Below are 20,635 nucleotides of genomic sequence, written 5' to 3' on the forward strand. Positions count from 1 at the left end.
TAAAGTTGTATTATAGTTTAGCATTGTTTTTTCTCTATTTACAATTCGAACGAAATATTTATAAGTTTTATTATTTTCATTTAAATCCCATTATATATTTCTATATTTCATTCTAAAAATACATGAGGATGTAACACGTAAAAAAAGCTCTCCGGCCTCCCGGAGAGCTTTTTCTATTGCGCCTCTGTCTGCTTTTTTTCAATCGTTTCATGATTTATACGCTTTTTGATGCTTAGATGATAGTATGCATAACAGAAAATAATGATCGGCACACCGCAGTATAAGCCAATTCTTTGATCCGGAATGAAAATAAGGCTGATCAACACGCAGCCATATAAACAAAATCCGAGAATCGGGACTAGCGGATAAAGCGGCGTTCTGAACTCCAGATCATTCACATTTCCGCCTTCTGCCAGGAAACGCCTGCGAAAGAAAAATTGCGACGCACAAATGGACATCCACGCGACAACTGTCACCATGCCCGAGATTGAGATACACCATAAATACACTGTTTCTGCAGCCATGACACTTGTCAGCAGCGAACAGCCTGAAATGCCTAGCGTAATCAGCAGGGCATTCATCGGCACGCCTTTTTTTGTCAGTCTGGTGAGAAAGGAGGGACCCATTTGATTTGATGAAAGTGACCACATCATACGCGACGCCGCATACAATCCCGAATTAGCAACAGATAAAATGGCCGTTAAGATGACAAAGTTCATGATATCTGCCGAAAATGGGATGCCGATTTGATCGAGTACTGCTACAAACGGGCTTTCAATCACCCCCGCCGTTTTGTACGGAAGGATGGCAACCAAGACGAACATAGCGAGCACAAAGAAAAACAGCGTGCGCCAAATAACATTTCGAATGGACTTTGGCAGTGTTTTTTCCGGGCTTTCACTTTCCCCTGCCGCAATGCCGACAAGCTCCGTTCCCTGGAACGAGAAGTTTACCATGACCAGCGTAAACATAACGGCCAGCACCCCATTAGGGAAAAGCCCTCTATCAGTCATAAAGTTAGACAAAAAGGGTGTCTCCTGTCCGCCTTTAAAGTCAATCAAGCCAAACACAGCGGCTCCGCCAATCACAATAAATAATATGATCGCCGCCACTTTGATGCTTGAAAACCAAAATTCCATTTCCGCAAAGCTTCTGACAGAGAGCGCATTAATCAAAAAGATGACGATGCCGAACACGAGGCACCATATCCAGATCGGAACGGAGGGCAGCCACCTTTGCATCAAAATGCCTGCTGACGTCAGCTCTAACCCTACTGTATTGGCCCAGCTGAACCAATACAGCCAGCCAATCATAAAGCCTGTCGACTGTCCCAGAAATTTAGTGGCGTAGGCCTGAAACGATCCGGCCACCGGCATGGCAACAGCCAATTCTCCTAAACAAAGCATGACGAGATACATTAAAAATCCGCCGATGATATACGCGGCAATGGCGCCGAGCGGTCCCGCCTGGCTAATGGTAAAGCCAGAGCCTAGAAACAGCCCAGTGCCAATCACCCCTCCCAAAGCAATCATAAACAAATGCCTGCTTTTCATGCTGCGCTGCAATTCATTTTTATGATTCTGCATCATCCTTCCCCCTTTGGTTCTTTTGCCGTGATGGTCATCCGGTAGCTTTGCAAAAGATGAACGGTGGTTTGCTGTATGAGGAGAGGCAATACATGAAATGTGTACGGTTTATAGACTCGTTCTGTCCATTTATGGCCGTCTTTTCCGTACACGCCCATATTAATGGATGGAATATTCAGCTTGCGTATGTCTTTGAACGGAATGGTCCCAATCATATTCCACCCAGGGAAGTTCCTGATAAAAGAATCAATTTCGCCATCGGTTTCGTGCAGTGATAAAAAACTGCCGTCTGCCAAGTAGGGGAAAAACTTTTTGAAGACAAATGTTTCGCCTGTCGATTCAGCGGTTTTGTCAGCCGCTTCTTTAATCACATGCTGCAAAAGCTGATCTCTTGCGCTATCTTCTTTCAAATAGTTATGCGGCAGGTAAGGAGGTGCGTAAAATAGAATGACTTTTGCGCCTTGATCGGGGTCAAGCTTTTGAAGCTCTTCGATTGCCTGAAAGCATCTCATGCGAAGTTCAAGGTGCTCGTTGGCTTTGAATGTCTGCTCGATACACTGCTCGGGATCTATTCCCCGGTTTCTCAGCTTTTCTAAGTATTGCTCCAGGCTATACACTTGAATGCCCCATGATAAATGTTTCTTTGGCAGGTTGGCTCTTTTTACATATTCTTCGTAATAATCTGATAATTTTTGTTCTGTCTCCCGGCATGCTTCCTCAGTGACTTCAATAAGCAAATCCATCATTTCTTTTGCTGTTCTTTCATAAATAAAACAATTGAAATACAAGCTGGTGCTGACAGCCGTTTGCACATTATAGGATTCCTTGTTATCACGCTGATACAAACAGGATGGGGGCAGAACCAACTCCCCTTCAACCTTTTCTGCCAGATGGATGTTATTGTGGAGACGGCTTGTGATTTCAGATGAAATGAAATTTGGGTCAATCCCTGCCAGTGTATCGCCAACATGGACTTCACGCCCGTAAATGTAAAAGCAAGGCAACAGTTTTCCCGCGGCTCCGGTATAGATATATCTTGTCTGATCACCATCGTAAAGCGGGGTAATAAAATCCGTATTAATAGCAGCCAAATAGTGAAGCTGTTTTTCTTTTTTTAGCCGGTTCAGCTCTGAAATGCTGGCGAGAATGCCCGAATGCTGGCTCTCCTCATCGGGATTGGCCATAAACAATACATTTCCCGGCAACGTCTCAAGGTTCTCCGAAAAATGCAGGAGATTGGCTAAATGCACGGCGATGCCGCTTTGCATATCGACAGATCCTCTTCCGAACATCCACTCGCCTGATTTGGCATCCCGCTGAACATCCTGATCGAACTCATAGCGGCTGAAATACTCGGCCAATTTCTCACAATCAAAAGCGATATCCTTTAAAGGGCCGAAATCTTCAATTCCAACTGTATCCAGATGGGCATGGTAAATGACTGTATTTCGGCTTTCTCCATGTCCTTTAATAAACGCAAAAATATTTTTGCGTTTGTATGGGTCATTGGGAATGGCCTGTTCCCACACATGACTGGGGTTTTCCTGAAAATAAGGATAGCTCGTGATCACTTCTTTGATGAAATCTGCTTTTGTCCCTTCTCCAACGGTGCCGTTCACGCTGCTGAGGCTGACCAGAGATGCTGTCAGCGCCTCCACTCTTTCAGCCGGATTCATGTGACTGATTTTTGTATACTGCATAAATTGTCCTCCTGATCAAAAAGTTGAAATCGTGCGATCCGCTAAAGAATCGCACGATTTTATTTCTCTCAAATCAAAAAGCTTCGGACGTTGTTTTGGCTTGCATATGAAGAATTAAGTAATCGGGACCGCCTGCTTTTGAGTCTGTTCCTGACATATTAAAACCGCCGAACGGCTGATAGCCGACAATTGCTCCGGTACATCCTCTGTTAAAATATAGGTTTCCGACATGGAAATCCTCGCGCGCCCGTTCAATGTGCGCACGGTTTTTCGTCAGAAGCGCACCTGTTAATCCGTATTCCGTGTTATTGGCAATCTCCAGCATATGATCGAAATCACGCGCTTTGCAAATCGCAACAACCGGGCCGAAAATTTCTTCCTGCATCAAGCGGGCGTTTTCATCAACATCTGCAAAGATCGTCGGCTGAATAAAGTAGCCTTTTGAATCATCGCCTTCTCCGCCGGCCAATAGCTTGCCTTCAGATTTGCCGATTTCAATGTATTTCATCACTTTGTTGTAGGATGCTTCATGAATCACGGGACCCATATACGTATCAGGATCTTCTGGATTGCCGACAGTCAGCGTTTTGGTCAGCGCCACAGCTTTTTCCACCACTTCATCATACACATCCTGATGAATGACCGCGCGGGAGCCCGCAGAACACTTCTGTCCTGAATATCCAAATGCTGAATACACGATAGAGGATGCAGCAAGGTCAAGATCAGCGTCCTTGTCGACAAGCACTGTGTCTTTTCCGCCCATTTCTGCAATTACCCGTTTGAGCCATTTTTGGCCCGGCTGCACTTTGGCAGCTCGCTCATAAATCCGGCAGCCGACTGCACGGGAACCTGTAAATGAGACAAACCGTGTCTTCGGATGCTCAACTAAGAAATCACCGATCTCCGCACCATCTCCCGGAATGTAATTCAGAACGCCGTTTGGCAGACCCGCTTCCTCCATGACCTCGACAAATTTTGCTGCCACTACCGGGGCTGCGTCAGCCGGTTTTAAGAGAATCGTATTTCCTGTCACAATCGCTGCCACCGCTGTTCCCGCCATAATCGCGAGCGGGAAGTTAAATGGAGAAATGACGATGCCGACGCCAAGCGCTTCGTAATGATATTGATTGACCTCGCCAGCACGGCTCTTCACCGGAGCCCCTTCCTTGAGCTTTAACATTTGGCGCGCGTAGAACTCTAAAAAGTCTATCGCTTCAGCCGTGTCCGCATCTGCTTCCTTCCACGGTTTTCCTGCTTCCTTCACAAGATAGCTTGAAAATTCATGCTTTCTTCTGCGCAAAATAGCCGCTGCCTTAAAGAGAATATTTGCGCGGTGCTCCGGTCTTTGTTTTTTCCAGGAATCAAATGCCTGCAATGCGGCTTGCATCGCTTTTTCAGCAAGCTCTTGATCCGCTGTAGACGCGTACCCAATGATCTCTTCTTTATTTGCCGGGTTAATAGAAATGATTTTGCGGTCCGTTTCAATTTTTTCTCCATTTATGACAAGCGGATAATGCTTGCCGAGCTGAGTGTTTACAAAGGCCAATGACTCCCCAAATGCAGTTTTATTCTTTGCTTCCGTAAAATCGGTAAATGGTTCGTGCGCGTATGTGACTGTCATATGTAGTCCCCCTCGTGTTATGAAATATATCTTCGCATATGAATAAAAATGCAAGAATCATGCCATTTTCTTGTCTTTTGCTGAAAAAACTTGTTGAATCGAACAGAAATTTGTCTAACAGGTGATCACCTTTCTCTTTTTCCGATCTTGAACGCAAATTTATTTTGCGTTTTTTGCTCTTTACGCAAAAAACAAATGCAAAATTATTTTGCGGAGGCTTCTCAAATTAGACCCATCCGCGGAAACGCGATGCTTCTGCCGATTTTCTGATGCCCGTCATGTAAGCCGCCAAACGCATATCCACTTTATGTGTTGCCGCTGTTTGATAAATTGTTTCGAACGAGCTGACCATGACGCTTCTCAGTTTTTCTGCAACCTCTTCTTCCGACCAATAATATCCTTGGTTGTTTTGCACCCATTCAAAATAAGAAACCGTGACGCCGCCGGCACTCGCTAGGATATCCGGCACAAGCAGCACGCCTCTTTCATTCAGGATCTTAGTGGCATCAATGGTTGTCGGGCCGTTCGCCGCTTCAACGACGATTGACGCCTGAATGTTATGTGCGTTTTTGGCTGTGATTTGATTGGAGATCGCGGCAGGCACTAAAATATCGCAATCCTTTTCAAGCAGCTCCTCATTTGTGATGACGTCAGTAAATAAATTGGTGACCATACCAAAGCTGTCCCGTTTATCGAGCAAATAAGGGATATCAAGGCCGTCTGGGTTGTAGAGCCCGCCATTGGCATCAGAAATCCCGATCACCTTCGCGCCCGCATCGTGCATGAATTTGGCCAGGAAGCTACCCGCGTTTCCAAAGCCCTGTATGATGATGCGCGCGTTTTGCAGCTTGATCCCTTTTTTCTTCACCGCCTCTTCAATACAAATCGTGACGCCCTGTGCCGTCGCTGTTTCCCGTCCTTGCGATCCTCCCAAAACAAGCGGTTTACCTGTAATAAAGCCCGGAGAATCGAATTCCCGCAGCCGGCTGTACTCATCCATCATCCACGCCATAATCTGCGAATTGGTGTACACATCGGGAGCTGGAATATCCTTTGTCGGACCGACGATCTGGCTGATGGCACGGACATACCCCCTGCTCAGCCTTTCCAGTTCTCCAAATGACATTGTCCGCGGATCACAAATAATACCGCCCTTCCCGCCGCCGTAAGGAAGATTGGCAATCCCGCATTTGAGCGTCATCCAAATGGATAATGCCTTTACTTCCTCTTCATTAACTTCTGGATGGAAGCGAACGCCCCCCTTTGTCGGACCGACAGCATCATTGTGCTGTGACCGGTAGCCTGTGAACACTTTGACGCTCCCATTGTCCATTTTGACCGGAATGCGGACAGTGAGCATTCTCTGCGGCTCTTTCATGAGTTCATACATATCTCCCGGATAACCCAGCTTCCGAAGGGCTTCCTTAATGATTGTTTGGGTAGACAGAAATAAGTTAAGAGCTTCTTTTTCTTCATCTTTCGAGACTTGCTTTGCTGACATCTTTTTCACCTCATTGTTTTTTTGGCCGGCTGTAATGTAAGCGCTTTAAAAAATCAGCCCGCCAATTCCTTTCTTCATTGGATTCACCCTTATCATCATGCAAGATCCGTACCAGCTTTTGAATCCACAAAAAAAGAGACTGAAAACATCTCAGTCTCTGACTACAAATCTATCGATTAACGGGGATCAATCACCAGCTGCGTTTCAGCATAAAAACTGCCGATTCCCAAACCGTTTACTACATCGCCTTTAATCGTGTAAGTGCCTGCGCGAGGAAGAGTTTTACGCACCATGACAAGGTCAAATTCGGATGCGCCTAACAAATCAAGCGTAAGCGGGAGTCTGACTGTTTTTCCATCGTTTAAAATCTGTGTTTCTTTCAGTGTTCTTCCATTCACTGAATCTCTTGTCGTAGCATGAAACCCGTCAGGAAATTGAAATTCTACCGCTCCAAGAGAAAGCACCGCATTTGGTTTATATGTCACTTCAATATCAGAAATGGTCCACTCTTTCGTGCTGTTAACTGTTTTTGCCTCGATTGATGCAGACTGTGCATGAGCTTGGCCCGAAGGAAGTAAGATTGATAGTAAAACAGCTGAACTGATGAATAATGAAGATACGAATGAAGTTCTTTTTAGCATGACATTTCCCCCTAATTGATTGTTGAAATTTGGCCAGAGCGTCCTCTGCAGAAAAAGCGCTTTTTCATAATTCGCGAATTACCAGTTCTTTTTCTTAAAAATTAATCTATCATCATTTTCCATGGAAGTAAATGTTTTTTAAGGAATATTAACACTTGGAATTCAATGAGAATTCCTTCCTGTTTATACAAGGTTCAAATGGACGATTTCCCTCTCTTTTTCTAGTAACATCTGCCTGACATTTTATATCTTTTATCCTATTTTAAAAAAGGGCAAAAAAAGTCGAAGATGCCTCTGCTCTTCGATTGATCACGTTCCTATTTTTATCTGAATTCAGTGTTCCAGTTAAAACCGATCGTCTCATCATCCCACGGAATTCTTTTTTCATCAGGCTGATCCGGGTTATACGACATGGTGGTAAAATAGATAATTGTCAGCGGCGTCTCTCCCAGCACTCTATATCCGTGAGCCACCCCTTTTGGGATTAATAACAGCATCGGGTTGTCTTCGCCCATATAATAGACGTCCGTTTCTCCTTTTGTCTTTGAATCCTCTCGAAGATCGTATAGGACAACCTGAGCGTGGCCGGTTGGGAAGAACCAGAGATCATCCTGCTTCTCATGATAATGAAATGCCTTAATCACACCCGGATAGCTTTTCGACCAAGAGGCCTGCCCAAAATGCTCAAGGAGATTCTCATCGTCCCGGACCAGCTCAGCAAAAAAGCCTCTGTCATCGCTATGCTTCATCAATTTTTTCACCTTGACTCCATCAATCACACGCACTGCTCCTTTCCTGCAAATACTCTCGTAACGCTTCCCGCCAGTGGCGGGGGCGGATGCCGGCTTCTTCAATAGCCCGATGGCTCAGCACAGAGTATGCCGGACGGGGCGTTTTGTTCCCGTATTCCTCTGTCGTTACAGACAAAATGGCTGTTTCCAGCCCGCTTTCTTCCATAATTGCCGTCGCAAACTCATACCAGCTGCATATGCCTGAATTGCTGACATGATAGATGCCCGGCGGATGGCTGAACAGCTTGATGACCGCTTCTGCTAAATCCTTCGTATAAGTCGGCGAACCAATTTGATCGCTGACAACCCGAAGCTCTTGTTTCGTTTCAGCAAGTTTCAGCATGGTTTCAACGAAATTACTGCCGCCATGTCCGTACACCCACGATGTCCTGATGATCGTGCTGTCTTTTGTCGTTAATCGTATCAGTTCTTCTCCGAGCCTTTTGCTTTTGCCATAAATGGTTTTCGGATCGAGGGGATCGTCTTCCCTATATGGCTGGGTTCCTTTCCCATTGAATACATAGTCCGTGCTGATATGAACATATTGAGCTCCGATGCGGGTTGACTCAAGCGCTGTATAATAAGCGCCGATTCCGTTAATCAAGTACGCTTTATCAAGCTCTTTCTCGCATTGATCAACCGACGTAAACGCGGCGCTATTGACCACGATATCCGGCTGATAATGGCCAAACGAATGCCGTACTGAGCGCTGGTCAGCAATGTTCATCATCTTCTTTGTTAACGCAATGACCTCATATCCGGCTTGCTTCAGCTGGCGGCATAGTTCCAAGCCAAGCTGTCCTCCCGCCCCAGTCACCAATACCTTTGTCAATCAGATCACCTTCTCATCGGTCATTGTCTGTATACCACTGAATCGTACGCGCAATGCCTTCTTCAAACGTCACTTCCTGCCGCCAGCCCAGTTCGTTTTTCAGCTTTGATGCATTGATCGCATAGCGCCGGTCATGCCCTTTTCGGTCTTCCACGTGGGCGAACAATTCCTCACAGCCCAGATGCTTCAAAATGACACTCGCCAGCTCTTTATTCGTGCGTTCATTTCCGCCGCCGATGTTATACACCTCGCCGTCGGTCCCTTTTTCTAAAATCAGCTTGATCGCGCGGCAATGATCCTCCGCAAACAGCCAGTCTCGGATCTGGAGTCCATCGCCATACAGCGGAACAGGCAGGCCCTGCTTCGCATGACGGATAATCGTCGGAATCATTTTTTCGCTGTGCTGATAAGGTCCGTAATTGTTGCTGCATCGTGTAATGATGGCCGGAAGCTTGTGGGTTTTCACATAAGACAACACGAGCAAATCAGAGCTTGCTTTGCTGGCTGAGTATGGGTTATTAGGAGAAAGCGGCGTCGTTTCTGTAAACGCGGGATCATCCGCTTTTAAATCCCCGTATACCTCATCTGTTGAAATATGAATCAGCTTCTTGGCTTTTCCTTTCAAGACCGCTTCCGCCAATCGGTATGTCCCCATGACATTTGTGGTGATAAACGGCTCCGCTTGGGAAATGCTTCTGTCCACATGCGATTCTGCTGCGAAGTGAATGACGCCATCGTAGGTCTCGTCAAAAGCGCGGTCGATATCCTCCTGAACGCTGATGTCCCCTTTTACAAAGCGAAAACGGCTGTTTTGCTTTAATTTTTCCATTTCCTCCGGGTGGCTGGCGTACGTCAGTTTATCTAAAACGGTAATGCGCGCATCCGTTTCCCTCAGCATGAGCTTTGTAAACGTGAGCCCGATGAAGCCGGCCCCGCCTGTAATTAAATATGATTTTGCCATCACTTTTCGTCCTGTCCTTTCCGTAAAGCCTGGTGTACAAGCTGGGAAGCGAGATAAAGCGATTCGTGAGTTCCGGCATCTACCCACCAGCCTGATAACACATCATACGTAAGCTGGCTGTTTTCGATGTATAGATTATTCACATCGGTGATTTCCAGCTCGCCGCGCTTTGATGGTGATATTTGTTCAATATATGAAAACACCTCTGCATCATACATATAAATGCCGGTAACACAAAGGTTGGTCGGTGGCTGTTCGGGCTTTTCGATGATGGAACGAATCCGCTTGTTTTTCTCATCAATCTCAGCAATCCCGAAACGTTCCGGGTCATCAACTTCTTTCAGAAGCACTTTTGCTCCTTTCCCCTGCTGTTCAAAGCGTTCTGTATAAGGCTTTAATGAATCTTCAAATATATTATCACCTAATAATAAAATGAAAGACTCTTTTTTCGTAAAGCGCTTTGCATAAGACAGCCCATCCGAAATGCCCGATGCTGCCGGCTGTACTTGATAAGTGATAGTAACGCCAAGCTCTTCCCCGTTCCCAAGCAGTTTGTAAAATTGCGGCATATGCTCCTTTTGGCTGATGAGTAAAATGTCTTTTATTCCGGCTTCCTGCAGCTTCATAATCGACCAGTATATCATCGGATACGGGCCTACAGGAAGCAAATGCTTGTTGACGGCTTTCGTTAAGGGCATAAGGCGTGAGCCGTTTCCTCCGGCTAAAATAACACCTTTCACATTAACACTTCCTTACATGCATTTTTATATCTCTTGTTCATATAAATCTTGAAGAATAGCTGTTACCCGTATAATGCCTTTGCCATCCACGAGCGGCCTTCCTCCCTTGTGCAAAGAAAGGCGAAGAGGATAGCTGCTCATAATGCGTGACATCTGATAGATGAGTGTTTCATCCGGTACAAGCTCACCCAATCCAAGATCAAGAGCGGCGCCTTGGTCAGCAAATGTTTTGGCTGTAGCCGTTTGATGCTCAACCTGAGAAAGAACAAGGCACGGCACGCCGATGCAAATGGCTTCATATAGAGAGATGCCGCCAGCGACAATGGCTGCGTCCGCTTGTTTCATCAAACCTGCCATATCATTTGTCTGTTCGATCATCTTGTACTGCGGCTTCTTTTCGATCCGCCTTCGGACTGCCTCTTGATGCGGTGAAGCGCTCCCCATCACAAACATCATGTTTTTGTCTTTTATGTCGGGGACTTGATCAGCGGCAGCCAGCACTTTAAAAATAAGCTGCTTCGGATCACTTCCTCCTAATGCAACAAGGATATTGCGGCAGTCTTTCTTAAGTGTGTAATCCTCTCTTGCGGCCTGAAAGGCGGGGTGAAGAATAAGATAGTCCGGACCTTCATAGATGCGTGTGTTTCCCTGAACGTACACCCTGCTTCTGATGTCACCGTAAATTCCGTTAATGACTGCGTCACTATATTGAATCGATTTACCGTTTTTCTCTTCAAAAAGAACAATTTTCGCATCTGTCTCCGTCTTTATTTTCTTTAACAGCTCTGCAGGCGCGCCTAGAATATCAAACAAAAGCAAATCAAGCTTCTTGCTTTTTATTTCCCGGAGAATAAATTCGTGCTGCTGCAGCTCCGGCTTTACGATGACCTGCCAATGCTCTTCATGAAGAAACGCTTCAGAATCCTGATTCGTATAAAACGTAATCAAGCATCGCTGTTTGAGCCCCTCCGCAAGCCTCTTCATCCGGACAACATGGCCCATTCCCTTTTCATAGCCGCCGTCTGCGAAGATCCCAACATGCATGGCTAGTCAGCCTCTCGTTCGGTTGCCGCATCGGGGTTCCGGTTCAGAAGGGTGATAAGCTCTGAGGCGGATACATCGGGGCGCTCGCCTGCTTTTTGATAGAGGGCCTTTATCGATTCATAGTCTTCCTTTGTATCAATGGTCAGCCGATATTGAGGGGCGCGAAATCGTTCCGGCGCCTCTAAAAACTGAACACGATAAAGAGCTGGATGATTCCTTATATATAACGTGACATGCTCCTGATATTGATCCTCCAAAGCCTGAATACGGCTGATGTCAATTAACAGGTTGGCGTTGACCACTTCGCCGCAAATCCCTAATGGGGCATTCAGGATATACGTATAATCCGAGCCTTGATCAAAATGCGCCTGAATCATTACATCGAGCAGCTCAGGATCGACAAACGGATTATCACCTGTTAACCGGATGATGACTGACGGTTTAACAGCTTCTATGACCTTCACAAACCTATCGAGGACACGTTCTTCGCTCCCGCGGAAAACACGAAAGCCTTGTTTGATACAGTGCGCCTCTAATATGTCGTCAGTTTCTTTGTCAGACGTGGCGATGACAAGATTATCCCGATCCTTTTGGTAAAACGCGCTTTGCCGGACACGGTGAACGAGAATATCAAGTAAACGATTCGATCCGAGCGGCCGAAGCACTTTTCCCGGAAGCCTTGTTGAACCCATTCTTGCTTGAATGATAAAGAGAATATCATTCATGAAACGGGCTGTCCTTCAGTAAAATGTCATCCCAGACAATGCCTGTGTCGGCTGGAATGTCTCTTACAGCCCGAACACCGCTGGTCAGCAGTTCAAAAAATCTCGGGTGCAGCCCCTGCGGCTTTTGTCCGGGCCGAAGCACTGCGATATTGTCTTCACTAAAGGCTTCACCTTTTTGAATCGGAGCTGTTGTAAAAATGCCTCTGTATGCAAAGTTTCTGATTTCTCCTTCGATGGCGGTCGTTGTTTTGTATGAACTGCCAAGCAGTTTTTCAGAGACCGGCTTTGTGATCCCCTGTTTCAGCTCAGCTTCCGTTTTCCTGATGCCATCGACCATTTCTTTCAATTCATCCGGATTTAATGCAAACGAGTGGTCAGCACCCGGCAGATTTTTATCGATCGTAAAATGCTTTTCTATCAGTTTTGCTCCGAGCCGAACCGCGGCACACGGCGCTTCTGTCGGATGCTCGCTATGATCGGAGAAGCCGATTACCGCCTCAGGAAAAGCGGCGGCAAGCATCGGAATGACGCTGAGGTTGCTGTACTCCGGCGGTGCTGGGTATTTCGCCACACAATGCATTATGGCAATTTGATTGTTTCCCTCTGCCCTGATGGTGCGCCAAGCTTCGTGAACATCAGAGATTTCAGCTCCGGCTGTCGAGAAAATCATCGGCCTGTTCAGCCGGGCGACATATTTAAGCAGCGGGAGATGGTTAATTTCATAGGATGCGATTTTAAAAGCGCTCGGCGAGGTAGACTGAAGCAGATCAGCTGACCCCTCGTCACATACCGTACTTAAAAAGATCACCTGCTTTTCGCGGCAGTAATCCAATAGCGGTAAAATCCACTCAGCAGGCATTTCCATAGATTGAACCAAAGAAAAAATAGAGACGTCCTTGCCCGCTGCCGTCTTGTACAAACCAGGATCTTTCTGGTACATCCTATCAGCTTGGAACATTTGAAATTTCACGGCATCCGCTCCCGCTTCCGCCGCGGCGTCTATCAGCGCAAAAGCCTGATCAAGCTTCCCGTCATGATTAATCCCCGCCTCAGCAATAATAAAAACAGGAGCGTCTTTGCCTACAGTTTTATTCGCGATCTGAAACGCTGCCATTATTTCGCCTCCTTGCCCGGCCAAATATGATAATAGTAATACGATTGTTCAGCGGTGAAGCCCATTCGTTCATAAAGGCGGATCGCCCTTACATTGTGAAGCTGCGTCCCCGCTGTTACCGTTCTATGCTTCTGGGTCTCCGGTTGTTCTATGAGATTCGCCAATAAATGAAACGCAATACGTTTCCCTTCAAATCCCGGCTTTACAGCCATCAAATCGAGAATGCACTCATCATCTCTTGATAAGCCCTGAAGATAGCCGATGACCTCGCCATTGTGTTTAGCGACAATATTGACCGCCGCCCTTCCATTCAGATTGTTTCGTGTCCACTCCTGAAATATTTCGTTTGCTGCATCGCGGCTGAGATGAGGATCCTGAAAATATCTGCTTTTTGTAAACGAGTCTCGGGCCAGCTCACATATCGCTTCTGTGTCTCCGGGCTCAGGCGGGCCCAGTTCAAAAAATGGCGGTGTTTTGTCATAAAAAGACGGAGGCATCGCCAGCTTCAGCAAACTCCCGACAAAGTAAGAGGATGGCTGCTGTTGTATCACATGCGCGGCTCCGATATCTTCAGCCGGAACACGGACAAAGATAAAATCCGTTTCATCCATTTGGCGTACAGTATAAAAAGCTTCAAACAGCCTCTTTAGCTGCCCGGTACTATTTGCCGCAAGAAGTTTGACGTTCATGACTTTCTTCTGAAGCACCTTGCTTTCCCACAAAGAATCTTCGTAAAGCAATACGCCTTGGAGCCTGCTGTTTTCAAAAAGGCCGAGGGAAAATTGATACGGAACATCCAATGTAAGCTTTCTGCTTTGGAGAAATTCCTCAATTGCCTCTTTGGAGACATTTTCTTTTACCGTATACACTTAATCAGCCCCTTTTACGATATCCCGCACAGCTTCAATGACATCATCTACATCATCGTCAGACATTGATGGATAGAGCGGGAGAGAAAGGGTTCGTTTATAGTAATTCATGGCATTCGGAAAGTCCGCTTCCTTATATCCAAATTGCTTTTGATAATACGGATGAATGTGTACTGGAATAAAATGAACGCTAGTGCCGATATTGTATTCATCCTTTAAAGCCGTAATCATTTCGCTGCGCGTAACCCCGGCCTTTTTTTCATCAACTTGCAGAACATATAGATGCCAGGCGTGCCTGCCGTCATCATGGACAAACGGCGTGATCAGCCCAGGAATCTGCTGAAAAGCGGTTTGATAGCGGCCGGCAATCTCTTCTCTCCGTTTCTGCATATCATCCAGCCGTTTCAGCTGATGAAGTCCGAGGGCCGCCTGCAAATCAAACATATTCATCTTATAGCCGGGCGATTCGACTTCATAGTACCAGCTGCCATTTGAAGAATAACGGTTCCATGCGGCTTTACTCATGCCGTGAAGGCTTAGCACCCGTATCTTATCGGCAAGCTCCTCATCATCAGTCGTCAGCATGCCGCCTTCCCCTGTCGCGAGGTTTTTGGTGGCGTAAAAGCTGAATGCCGTTGCATCCCCGATAGAACCGATCATTCTTTGCTTATAAGTCGTATATACCGCATGTGCCGCATCCTCCAGCACGAATAAACCATGATTTTGGGCAACAGCCAATATTGCATCCATATCGCAGGACTGCCCGCCAAAGTGGACGGGCACAACTGCTTTCGTTCGCGGTGTGACGGCCGCCTCAAGCTTTACCGGGTCAATATTGAGCGTGTTTTCGTCAATATCCGCAAACACAGGCGTCGCTCCCGTATGAATAATCGTATTGGCGGTCGAGCTGAACGTAAGCGGAGAGGTAATGACCTCGTCCCCGGGCCCAATCCCTTTTGCTTTCAAAGCCAAAAATAAAGCTGCGGTACATGAATTCACCGCCACGGCGTGCTTCGCCCCGACAAACGCGGCAAACTCTTTTTCAAACTGCTGAACCTTCGGGCCTTTAGAGAGCCATCCCGATTCAAGCGTTTCTGTAACCTCCTGAATTTCTTCCTTACCGATTAACGGCAATGAGTAAGGGAGAAAATGATTTCTCTTTTGCACCATTTCTTTGCGCTCCTATCATTTTATTCAGTATCTTCCCGCCTGTAATCAACCCCTGTTTTGGCTTTCAGTTCCGCAAATAAAGCATTTGTTGATTCTGCCACCGGATAATTAGCCGCTATGAATGCCAGGCGCGCCTCTTCTGCTTTTTGATGCACGTCGGGACTTCGAAGAACCTCAACCAAGGTGTGCGCCAGTTCATCCGGCTGGTCAAACATAAAATCGCCAAGAGACTCATAATACGGATACGAGCGATTTCCGGACGATTTTCCTATCAGCACAGGCTTTTGAAACAGCATGGCTTCAAGACCGACTGTCGAGGTTTGCGTCACTGCGGCATCAACATACGGCAGCAAATCATAAAGCTCCAGCTCCTTTTTGATGACTCTGCATGCTTGATGTTTTTTCGCCGCCTCGTGATACAGATCAAGCTTGTTTTTTCCGATTTCCCACGGGTGGGGTTTGATAATGATTTGCAGCTGCTTCTGATCAGAAAGCCCCTGCAGCACACCGGAATAAAAGTCTTCTGAAAAGGGCTGAGTGGCAATGAGCACAATTTTTTTAGTCGGCTGAAAAGCAAGTTTTCGATAGAATATGGACATATCCATAGGCGTTCTGTTAAAAATCTGATCGAAGCGGGGATGTCCCGTTACGAGAATCTGCTCGGGTTTACAGCCTTTTCGTATGAACCACTCTGCTTCATACGCACCAAAAACAGCTTGATAGGTTGTAAAAACAGGAATGAAGGCTTCATCTCCCATCAATGCGCCATGCTGAAGACAAATGCTGACGGCCCCTTTTCTTTGACACATGAGAGCGAGCACCCTGCTGTAAATGTCTTCTGCCGTTCCGACAATAACAGCTGAAATCTTTTCCTGTTCAAACAGCGCATCAACTGTATCAATGGCCTCTATAAATAAAGGAATATCTTTGAAAAGCCGGTCGCGAAACGCTTGATCACCAAATGCCGGGTGATCATCATAAGGGGCGAGAAGCGAACAGGCTGTTTCGAGATACTGCTTCGAATCGCCTTTTTGGCATGAATCCGCAATCTCCCGCTTGCTAATTACAGGCAGATCACAATAATGCGGCAAACTCCATCTGGCCAAAACAGCCGTTTTTTCAGGATCAAATTGATAGTAATTTTCGTTTGAAAAACGCAGGTAATCAAAGTGCAAAATGACTTTCCCTTTAACAGGTTCGTCATTTGTTTTAACGATGTTTTGGATTCTTTCTTCAAAAAACGGCTGAATCTGTCCCTCATCGATATGCTGATCCACCGATCCGAATAATTCCGGTTCTTCTTCCATCATCACCCTCAGTTCAGGGCTGATGTATTGATAAAAATTACTGATAAGCCCAAGCGGAATCCCTTTGTAGCGAAGTTTGTCAAAAAGCTCCACGTACTTCCGGTACAGCACCCAATAATTGCTTAAATAGGCCGACAAGCTCTCACCCCATTCCAAGCTTTTTTAATGATTCACGCAGCTCTCGGCAATTTCGCTGCGGAGGAAGGTTCCTGACAAATTCATTTTTTTCTAATTCAAACAGCTGAAAGTGAATCGATTGGTCGGTAATATAATTCAGGTCCAGCTCCTCATCCAGTGGGTAAAACGGATAAAAATGATTGACTCTCCAAAAGAACCGGGCATCTCCTATACGGTAAAACGCCGGGCTTTCATCCCAATAGGAGCCAAACTTCTCCTTTACCTTCTCAAGCACCGAATACCTGTGCATCACCGAGCAATGATCAATTGCGCACGGCGCGTTCCATGTCACTTGAGCGGCAGGCCTGACAGTTTCTTTTACAATGTCACGATTCTCGTTTAAATGATAGGTTTTGGAGGCTGAGTAAATCACAGCCTTTTCAGGATGGGTATCGAGCTCCCGCACCATTTTCAGGAGGCGGTCCGGCATATAGATGTTGTCATCCGTCGCATAGGTGATATATTCACCCTCCGCCATCTCAATCGCCTGATTGATCAGTGCCGCGTATCTCGTTTTTTCTGTTCTTTCCTTCACTCCAGATATATCGCTTTGATAAAAACGCACTCGGTTATCATTCAAAAAAGGACGGATTACATTCAGCGTCTCTTCATTGGAGTTGTCATCCATAATAAACAATTCAAAATCTGAAAACGTTTGTGAGAGTATGCTAGAAATGGACTTTGCCACATAATCGCTTTTGTTATAGCTCGTCATAATGACTGATACTTTAGGCAAATCCTACACCTCCTTCTTGGAACTTCACACCTGAAACTATCGTTATCTTATGTTGCTTATGCTCAAGTTGCGCTAGGGATACAAACCAATATGCGAAAAGTTTGTGTATGTTTCTGAAAAACAGCGGCTGCCCAGAGCGAAATCTGATCGGTCCGCTGTTCTTTTTCAGCATAATCCAAGCATCAGCCTCATAAGGTGAAAGAGATAAAAATCGCACCAGCGACTAAGATCGTTTTCCATCGGAGGTGAGTCATCGCGGAGCGTTCACCTATACATCCAGAACATGTTTTGAATGGTTTTCATAAAAAGGAGGAACGATATGAAACCGAAAAAAAATCAATATCAGCAAATGCAGGCATTTGATAATATGCAGGGGTATCAGCCTCAGTTTGGCGCCAACCCGTACCCGCAGCAAGGCCAAGGCTCACAAATGCAGACAATGGGGATGCAGCCAATGATGCCAATGCAGCAGGGACAGCAAGGACAACAAGGACAGCAGGGATTTGGATTCCCGGGCCAGCAGCAGGGCGGCGGTTTTCAAATTCCATCGGGGCCTACACCGTCAGGACCGGGCCAAAGCGTTCCCGGCATGCTGCCTGTTGAGGAATCTTACATCGAGAATATTTTGCGCCTGAATCGGGGAAAAACGGCCACCATTTATATGACATTTGAAAACAGCAAGGAATGGGGCTCGAAGATTTTTCGCGGCGTCATCGAAGCTGCGGGCCGGGATCACATTATTATCAGCGACCCGAAATCAGGAACACGCTACCTGCTCCTGACAATCTACCTCGATTACATTACATTTGATGAAGAAATTGCTTATACGTATCCATATTCCATGGCGTCCTATTCGCCAAGATAAGAAAAAAGCCAATCACTCATATGATGAGGATTGGCTTTTTTGTTTATAGATATTTGACGGCTGCGACAACGATCATAATCCAAGAAATAATAAACGCCACACCGCCGAGCGGGGTGATCGCTCCAAGAATGGAGATTTGCGTCACACTTAGAATATATAAGCTTCCGGAAAACAGCACAATTCCCGCAAACATCAGCCAGCCGGCTGTCGTGACACTGCCTATGCCGGATAATTTATCAGCCAGAAACGCGACAACGAATAACCCAAGGGCGTGATACATATGATACTGCACGCCTGTGTGCCAAACCTGAAGATACTTATCAGGTATTTTCCCTTCTAATCCGTGAGCGCCGAATGCTCCGAGTCCCACGGCAAGCAGGGCGTTAATGGCCCCTAATATGATAAAAACTTTCATCTATCTCTCCCGCCTTTTCGTTAAACTCATATCATTTATCTTATCGCACCTGCACCAAAATTCAATGTTTGTTCTCCGTTGACACGAGATTGTCGGATTTTCTCCTGCGCCAAAGCTGGAACTGGTCAGCTGCTATTGCAGCAAGCGTCCCTAATACGAGCCCGTTGCTTAATAGAGAAATAAATACCGGATGCAATCCCTTTAACGCAGTTTCAGGAACAAACATGATACCGACCCCTGTCAGCAGTGAGATACCGATGATAGACCTCACCCTTTTTGATTCTTCTTTCTCATATGAATCAAATTCGGCAAAGGCCAGACCGCCCATTGCGGAGAACACAACAAAATTCACCGCAAATCCAACGGGTGACGGCAGGCTCGCAAACGTATTCATAAAAAACGGGATCACGCTGATCACGATAACCAGAATACTGCCGAGCATAAACGGTTTTTTAGAAGGCATCTTGGTCGTTTCAATAAAACCTGCGGCTCCCGAAATCGGAACAGGCGCAATAGCTCCCGTCAAACCGCTAAGCAGATGGCTGAATGAAGCTGCAAAACCGGCATGGCGTTCATGATGCTTTCCATCAGGCTGTTTGCTGAATTTTTTCATGGCGATGTCCACGACCTTCATGCTCGCCAGCATATTCACGATCAGCAAGATGGTAATAAAAATAGAAGTGATGATCAGGCCGCTGTTAAATAACGGGGTCCCAAAAGGAAACAGGGAAGGCAGCTGAAACAGCCGGTCCGGCATTTCAATCGGCTTTGCGGCTCCGGCAGCCGCAAACAGCACCCACCCGCCGAACAAGGCTAATAAAATAGAATATTGCTTAAAAAACATGATGTTCGAATTTGTCATTATAAAAGCGGCAGCGATCACAACAAGCGCCAGGCCAAATACAAGACCGTCCACCCCGTCCTGTCGATAACCGATTCCGAGAATTCCTTTTATAATGGGCTGACTCAGCTGCATGACAAGAAGCAATAAATAGACGCCCGTTACAACCGGAGTAAACAATTTTGCAAGTCTGTCAATGACCTTGAAAACACTTAACAAAAAGAAACATACAGCGCTTACAAGAAGAGCTCCCTGCAAACCCCGCAGTGTGTCTCCATATGTCGCAAACACAGTTCCCGTCAGCCCTGCGTAAATCGTATACACTCCCCACCACAAGCCGGCTGGGCTTTCATTGATCGGCAGTCTGTGGCCTTTCAAACACTGAATGACGGCGGCAATTCCCAGTACAAAAAAAGTGCTTTGAATCAATCTTGCAGAATCTGAGTGATCCAGATGAAACGACTGGGCAACCGCCACCGGAACAACAATCGCCGCAGCAATAATAAACGCTGTCCATTGCAGCGCGCCAAGAACCAATTTCACGTAAGCTCAACCTCTCTCTTTAAAAATCAAATAAAGACTCTCCGTTTCCATCCTCTTCCTGCTTCTCTTTTTCTTGCTTTCGATATTTGTTTAATCCCGCGCTCCCCATCATTTTTTCCATCATCAGCTGGTCTGTCGATGGCGGCGCGGCGGGACTTGGCGTAACGCTCGGCTGTATGCGGGGCGCGCTCGCGTTCTCCGGCTGATCAAGCACGACATCACACAGAGAACGGACAACCGCTACATAACGCTTCAGCTCCTCATCCCGTTCAGCCGTTTTTGCTTTTTTTAGCTCTTCTTCCATCTTTTGAATCAAAGCAGATATATGAATGTTCATGAAGCACCCTCCAAAAAAATAAATGTTGTCTTCCTGCATTTTATCAAATTCCTGCTGAAAACGCAGATATGAGTTTGTTATTTTTTCTGACAAACCTTGCGCGATTGACAAGCAGAAGA

At 46.3% G+C, this 20,635-nt stretch carries 20 protein-coding genes; 1 reads left to right on the forward strand and 19 read right to left on the reverse strand.

The window, feature by feature from the left end; all coding sequences use genetic code 11:
* Positions 1-173 precede the first annotated feature (173 nt).
* From NST22_RS19750 to spsA, 16 genes are all read right to left on the reverse strand, one after another.
* Positions 174-1,586, reverse strand: coding sequence for an amino acid permease (locus tag NST22_RS19750; RefSeq protein ID WP_003244348.1), 1,413 nt, complete (start codon positions 1,584-1,586; stop codon positions 174-176).
* On the reverse strand, positions 1,586-3,286 hold the full coding sequence (locus tag NST22_RS19755) for a M20/M25/M40 family metallo-hydrolase (RefSeq protein ID WP_003227487.1): 1,701 nt from the start codon (positions 3,284-3,286) through the stop codon (positions 1,586-1,588). Before NST22_RS19755 ends, NST22_RS19750 begins: the two co-directional genes overlap by 1 nt.
* Positions 3,287-3,359: 73 nt before the next feature.
* The gene (pruA, locus tag NST22_RS19760; RefSeq protein WP_003243454.1) at positions 3,360-4,907 is read right to left on the reverse strand and encodes an L-glutamate gamma-semialdehyde dehydrogenase; all 1,548 of its coding nucleotides are present in this window, start codon (positions 4,905-4,907) and stop codon (positions 3,360-3,362) included.
* A 226-nt stretch (positions 4,908-5,133) separates the two neighbouring features.
* Positions 5,134-6,408: a glutamate dehydrogenase gene (gene rocG / locus NST22_RS19765; RefSeq protein ID WP_003227482.1), complete on the reverse strand. Its 1,275-nt coding sequence runs from the start codon at positions 6,406-6,408 to the stop codon at positions 5,134-5,136.
* Positions 6,409-6,584: 176 nt separating this feature from the next.
* On the reverse strand, positions 6,585-7,049 hold the full coding sequence (gene bslB, locus NST22_RS19770; RefSeq protein WP_003242493.1) for a biofilm surface layer hydrophobin BslB: 465 nt from the start codon (positions 7,047-7,049) through the stop codon (positions 6,585-6,587).
* A gap of 323 nt (positions 7,050-7,372) precedes the next feature.
* The gene (locus tag NST22_RS19775; protein WP_003242881.1) at positions 7,373-7,828 is read right to left on the reverse strand and encodes a dTDP-4-dehydrorhamnose 3,5-epimerase family protein; all 456 of its coding nucleotides are present in this window, start codon (positions 7,826-7,828) and stop codon (positions 7,373-7,375) included.
* Positions 7,821-8,672: a dTDP-4-dehydrorhamnose reductase gene (rfbD, locus tag NST22_RS19780; protein WP_003242585.1), complete on the reverse strand. Its 852-nt coding sequence runs from the start codon at positions 8,670-8,672 to the stop codon at positions 7,821-7,823. The genes NST22_RS19775 and rfbD overlap by 8 nt, the downstream gene beginning before the upstream one ends.
* Positions 8,673-8,685: 13 nt before the next feature.
* Entirely contained in the window at positions 8,686-9,633 is a 948-nt protein-coding gene (rfbB, locus tag NST22_RS19785) for a dTDP-glucose 4,6-dehydratase (RefSeq protein WP_003244201.1), read from the reverse strand.
* The gene (locus NST22_RS19790; protein WP_003243368.1) at positions 9,633-10,373 is read right to left on the reverse strand and encodes a sugar phosphate nucleotidyltransferase; all 741 of its coding nucleotides are present in this window, start codon (positions 10,371-10,373) and stop codon (positions 9,633-9,635) included. The genes rfbB and NST22_RS19790 overlap by 1 nt, the downstream gene beginning before the upstream one ends.
* A gap of 24 nt (positions 10,374-10,397) precedes the next feature.
* On the reverse strand, positions 10,398-11,417 hold the full coding sequence (locus NST22_RS19795; RefSeq protein WP_003244190.1) for a PseG/SpsG family protein: 1,020 nt from the start codon (positions 11,415-11,417) through the stop codon (positions 10,398-10,400).
* 2 nt (positions 11,418-11,419) lie between these two features.
* Positions 11,420-12,142: a spore coat polysaccharide biosynthesis protein SpsF gene (locus tag NST22_RS19800; RefSeq protein ID WP_003243421.1), complete on the reverse strand. Its 723-nt coding sequence runs from the start codon at positions 12,140-12,142 to the stop codon at positions 11,420-11,422.
* On the reverse strand, positions 12,135-13,256 hold the full coding sequence (locus tag NST22_RS19805; protein ID WP_003243135.1) for an N-acetylneuraminate synthase family protein: 1,122 nt from the start codon (positions 13,254-13,256) through the stop codon (positions 12,135-12,137). Before NST22_RS19805 ends, NST22_RS19800 begins: the two co-directional genes overlap by 8 nt.
* Entirely contained in the window at positions 13,256-14,125 is an 870-nt protein-coding gene (locus tag NST22_RS19810) for a GNAT family N-acetyltransferase (protein WP_003243179.1), read from the reverse strand. Before NST22_RS19810 ends, NST22_RS19805 begins: the two co-directional genes overlap by 1 nt.
* Positions 14,126-15,295: a DegT/DnrJ/EryC1/StrS family aminotransferase gene (locus NST22_RS19815; RefSeq protein ID WP_003243878.1), complete on the reverse strand. Its 1,170-nt coding sequence runs from the start codon at positions 15,293-15,295 to the stop codon at positions 14,126-14,128. It abuts the gene before it with no gap.
* A gap of 20 nt (positions 15,296-15,315) precedes the next feature.
* Positions 15,316-16,740, reverse strand: coding sequence for a CDP-glycerol glycerophosphotransferase family protein (locus NST22_RS19820; RefSeq protein ID WP_003243510.1), 1,425 nt, complete (start codon positions 16,738-16,740; stop codon positions 15,316-15,318).
* Positions 16,741-16,744: 4 nt separating this feature from the next.
* On the reverse strand, positions 16,745-17,515 hold the full coding sequence (spsA, locus tag NST22_RS19825; RefSeq protein WP_003244383.1) for a spore coat dTDP-glycosyltransferase SpsA: 771 nt from the start codon (positions 17,513-17,515) through the stop codon (positions 16,745-16,747).
* A gap of 319 nt (positions 17,516-17,834) precedes the next feature.
* On the opposite strand from spsA, the gene gerQ reads away from it, so the two are divergent.
* On the forward strand, positions 17,835-18,380 hold the full coding sequence (gerQ, locus tag NST22_RS19830; protein WP_003227448.1) for a spore coat protein GerQ: 546 nt from the start codon (positions 17,835-17,837) through the stop codon (positions 18,378-18,380).
* A gap of 43 nt (positions 18,381-18,423) precedes the next feature.
* On the opposite strand, the gene NST22_RS19835 is transcribed toward gerQ, so the two are convergent.
* The 3 genes from NST22_RS19835 to NST22_RS19845 all read right to left on the reverse strand — a co-directional run bounded on the left by NST22_RS19835 (position 18,424) and on the right by NST22_RS19845 (position 20,516).
* Positions 18,424-18,795, reverse strand: coding sequence for a DUF423 domain-containing protein (locus NST22_RS19835; RefSeq protein ID WP_003227446.1), 372 nt, complete (start codon positions 18,793-18,795; stop codon positions 18,424-18,426).
* A gap of 61 nt (positions 18,796-18,856) precedes the next feature.
* The gene (locus NST22_RS19840) at positions 18,857-20,179 is read right to left on the reverse strand and encodes a purine/pyrimidine permease (protein ID WP_010886635.1); all 1,323 of its coding nucleotides are present in this window, start codon (positions 20,177-20,179) and stop codon (positions 18,857-18,859) included.
* Positions 20,180-20,198: 19 nt separating this feature from the next.
* The gene (locus tag NST22_RS19845) at positions 20,199-20,516 is read right to left on the reverse strand and encodes a YwdI family protein (protein ID WP_003243806.1); all 318 of its coding nucleotides are present in this window, start codon (positions 20,514-20,516) and stop codon (positions 20,199-20,201) included.
* Between the last annotated feature and the right edge of the window lie 119 nt (positions 20,517-20,635).

Source organism: Bacillus sp. PS237 (assembly GCF_037963345.1).
Classification (GTDB): Bacteria; Bacillota; Bacilli; order Bacillales; family Bacillaceae; genus Bacillus; species Bacillus subtilis.